This is a genomic window from Candidatus Pelagibacter sp. (genome assembly GCF_052049815.1).
In the GTDB taxonomy this organism is placed as follows: Bacteria; Pseudomonadota; Alphaproteobacteria; order Pelagibacterales; family Pelagibacteraceae; genus Pelagibacter.
In genome coordinates, this window is the sequence record NZ_JBNGZG010000066.1 from 1 (window position 1) to 3,625 (window position 3,625).

Here is a 3,625-nt window from a genome sequence, read left to right on the forward strand (position 1 = left end):
TTTATACTACATGTTGATTATATGAGTTGGACTGAAGAAAAAGTTGAAAAATTAAAAGAATTATGGGGAAAAGGTAATACTGCAAGCCAAATTGCAGAGATCATTGGTGGCGTCAGCAGAAATGCAGTTATTGGTAAAGCCCACAGACTGAATTTATCAGCCAAAATTAAAACAAGGCAATCAGCCCAAATCGGTAATAAATTTAATTCTAACTCACCAATCAAACAAAAAATTAGACAAAAAAGTAGATTTAAATCTTTAATAATTGAGAAAGATTTTGAACCAGAGAGTCCAAAACAATTAGAAGAATTAAGTGAAAATTCTTGTAAATGGCCAATAGGACATCCTAATGAAAAAAATTTTTATTTTTGTGGACGAAGCTCACTAAAAGATTTTTCTTATTGTAAACTACATCTGCTTTATGCTTATCAACCAAAAGGAAAAAAAGAAGATAACCATGAGCAGGGTGAAGCGCATGAATATATCAATAAAAAAGTTGAGACAGCCTAAGATAAAACTTAAATTTTATCATAATATTTGTCTGTAGAAAATTGTCCACCATCTCTCCACATGTAACAATATTTTTTAACCTCATCTTTTAACCTTTTTTTACTTGGCATACCTATAGATATATTAGTTTTAAAATTATTAGAGTTTATGTTATCAAATTTTAAAAGCTTTAATTGATCTCTTGTCAATATTGGTTTTGGTGTTAATTCCATTAAAGTGGCTAAAATATTTCCAAATAACAATGGAACAGGTAATAATATTCTTCTTTTTTCAATCAATTCCATTAAGGTTATTAAAATTTCTTTAAATGTAATTATCTCTGGACCCACACATTCAATTATCTCATTTTTAATATCTTTTATTAAAATACTTAATATAATATCAGTTAAATCTGAGCAATGGATGGGCATAAACTTGGTTTTACCTTCATAATATATAGGGAAGACAGGCAATCTACTAATCAAAGTCATAAATGTAGTAGTAAAATTATCGTTTGAAGAATAAACAACTGAAGGTCTTAAGATAGTCACTTTTGGAAATATATTTTTAATTTTTTTTTCACCCTCAAATTTCGAAATAGCGTATTTTGAATCTTTAATTCTTTCCACGCCAAGGGCTGATAAATGAACAAATTGTTTTATTTCATATTTTTCACAGAGTGAAGCTAACATTGAGGGGAATTCAACATGTATATTTTGAAAGTTATTTTTTCCTTTTTCAAAAAGTATTCCAACTAAGTTAATACAAATATCTGCATTTTTAAAAAAAGGAACTAATTGACTTGGATCAAAAGGATTTAACTCAACTATTTCAATGTATCCAGCGTTGGCTTGGGTTTTTATAAAATTACCTTTTTGATGCAAATTTCTTGTGACAATGGTGACTTTATAGTTCTTTCTAGTCAATTTTCTTATCAAACTTGTTCCTATCTGACCAGTACCGCCAAAAATTAGACAATTTTTTGCTTTCATATATATATTCTTTTAACGATGAATTTTGAAATTAAACTTCACAAAAATGATTTACCAGATGATTTGGAATTAGGCAATCTAATAGCAGTGGATGGTGAATTTATGGGTTTGAACGTAAAAAGAGATCCTTTATGTTTAATCCAAATTTCTACAGGTAATAACGACGCCCATATAATTCAATTAGATAGAAAAAGCTATAATGCACCAAATCTAAAAAAGTTGCTAACAAACAATAATGTGATGAAAATATTTCATTATGGAAGGGCAGATTTGGCACACATCAAGTATTATTTGAAAATAAAAGTTACTAATATACTAGATACAAAAATTGCCTCAAAATTAGCCAGATCATACTCTGATAACCATTCTTTAAAAACTTTAATTAAAGAATTTAAAAATATAGATGTTTCTAAACAATTCCAAAGTTCAGATTTTGGTGGGGAATTGAGTCCAGCACAATTAAAATATTGTGCAAACGATGTGATTTTCCTTCATGATATTCATAAAAAACTTGAGGAAATTTTAATTAGAGAAAATAGATATAATTTATATAGCTCATGTTTAAAATTTTTAGAAACGAGAGTTGAATTAGATTTAGCATCATTTAAAGATGACATCTGGAGCCATTGACCATGAAAACTAATTTTAAGAAAATTGGAAAAGATGTCATAGATTTAGAGATTAAAGGTTTAATAAAACTTAAAAAATCTATTAATTCTTCATTCGACAAAGTAATTGAAGCGATAAGTAAATGTCAGTCAAAAATCATAACATGTGGTGTAGGTAAGAGTGGTATAATTGCATCTAAAATTTCTGCAACTCTATCTTCTGTTGGAATTCCATCATTTACGATTTCTGCAAGTGACAGTTCTCATGGTGATCTTGGAAGAATTTCAAAAAAAGATATTTTAATTTTAATAAGTTTTTCAGGAAATACTGAAGAATTGAAAAACATAGTTGAATATGTAAATAGAAATAAAATAAAACTAATAAGTATAGTTTCAAAAAAAAATTCATTATTATATAAAAATTCAAATTTAAATTTATTAATTCCAGAAGTTAAAGAGGCTGGATATGGTATTGTCCCCACCTCAAGCACCACTTGTCAACTTGCGCTTGGTGATGCAATTGCAATTGCACTAATGAAAGAAAAAAAATTTGGAAAATTAGATTTCAAAAAATTTCATCCATCTGGAAACTTGGGTAAGAAGCTTAAAACTGTGGAAGACTTAATGATAACAAAAAACAAAATTCCATTTGTAAATGAGGATACAATTGTAGAAAAAGCTATAAAGATAATTAATTTAAAAAATTTAGGAATGATAATTATTAGAGATAAAAAAAATTTTACAAAAGGAATATTTACTGATGGAGACGTAAAAAGATTACTTCAAAAAAATAAAAAAATTGAACATTTAAAAATAAGAAATTTCATGTCAAAAAACCCGATATCAGTAGAAAAGGATACTTTAGCTGTAAAAGCATTGTCTATAATGAACGAACGTAAAATAACTAGTTTATGTGTTTATAAAAAACCAAATAAAAAGAAAACTATTGGAATTCTTCATATTCATAATTTGTTAGATGCTAATATAAATTAATGTTGAATTCAAAAATTGTAATTCAGTTACTTCTATTTCTAATACTAATTTTATCTATATTTATTTTTATAAATAAATACTTTATCAAATCTAAAACTGACAATTCACAAGATTTATCAAGTGAAATTCAAAAAAATAAAATACTAAATGATAAAAATATCATAAAAGATGTTAAATATGTGACTAATAATGATAACGGTGATCTATATGTTATTACGGCAGAATATGGAGAATTTGATATAACAAACGCAAGCAATATTTTCATGACAAATGTGAAGGCTGAGATTGATCTTATAAAAAGTAGCTCAACTGAAAAAATATTACTATTTGCCGATTTCGCAGAATTTAACAATAATACTTTCGAAACAATATTTGAAAAAAATGTAAAAATATTTTCTAGTGAAGGAATAATTACTGGAGGTACACTTCATCTAACGTTAGATCTAACTGATGAAGAATTAAAGAAAAATCCTAATAAAAAGAAAAACTTAATTAAAATGTCTAATAATATTTATTTGAAAAAATCTAGTTATAATTTAAAAG

5 protein-coding genes are annotated in these 3,625 nt (G+C 26.3%); 4 read left to right on the top strand and 1 reads right to left on the bottom strand.

Features of this window, described 5'->3' with window-relative positions; genetic code table 11:
- Nucleotides 1-21: 21 nt before the first annotated feature.
- Nucleotides 22-510, top strand: a complete 489-nt coding sequence (locus ACTT9D_RS06995) for a GcrA family cell cycle regulator (protein WP_440931068.1) — start codon at nt 22-24, stop codon at nt 508-510.
- Nucleotides 511-518: 8 nt separating this feature from the next.
- Here ACTT9D_RS06995 and ACTT9D_RS07000 read toward each other — a convergent pair whose 3' ends face one another.
- Entirely contained in the window at nt 519-1,481 is a 963-nt protein-coding gene (locus tag ACTT9D_RS07000; protein ID WP_440931064.1) for a complex I NDUFA9 subunit family protein, read from the bottom strand.
- Between the two features lie 18 nt (nt 1,482-1,499).
- On the opposite strand from ACTT9D_RS07000, the gene ACTT9D_RS07005 reads away from it, so the two are divergent.
- From ACTT9D_RS07005 to ACTT9D_RS07015, 3 genes are all read left to right on the top strand, one after another.
- Complete coding sequence (locus tag ACTT9D_RS07005; RefSeq protein ID WP_440931065.1) at nt 1,500-2,111, top strand: ribonuclease D; 612 nt, start codon at nt 1,500-1,502, stop codon at nt 2,109-2,111.
- A 2-nt stretch (nt 2,112-2,113) separates the two neighbouring features.
- Complete coding sequence (locus ACTT9D_RS07010) at nt 2,114-3,082, top strand: KpsF/GutQ family sugar-phosphate isomerase (protein WP_440931066.1); 969 nt, start codon at nt 2,114-2,116, stop codon at nt 3,080-3,082.
- Nucleotides 3,082-3,625, top strand: a 544-nt coding sequence (locus tag ACTT9D_RS07015) for a hypothetical protein (protein ID WP_440931067.1), incomplete at its 3' end; no start/stop codon positions are given. The genes ACTT9D_RS07010 and ACTT9D_RS07015, both read left to right, overlap by 1 nt.

Coding starts and splice junctions, on each gene's coding strand:
- ACTT9D_RS06995 (WP_440931068.1), top strand. CDS start 22: ATGAGTTGGACTGAAGAAAAAGTTGAAAAATTAAAAGAATTATGGGGA.
- ACTT9D_RS07000 (WP_440931064.1), bottom strand. CDS start 1,481: ATGAAAGCAAAAAATTGTCTAATTTTTGGCGGTACTGGTCAGATAGGA.
- ACTT9D_RS07005 (WP_440931065.1), top strand. CDS start 1,500: ATGAATTTTGAAATTAAACTTCACAAAAATGATTTACCAGATGATTTG.
- ACTT9D_RS07010 (WP_440931066.1), top strand. CDS start 2,114: ATGAAAACTAATTTTAAGAAAATTGGAAAAGATGTCATAGATTTAGAG.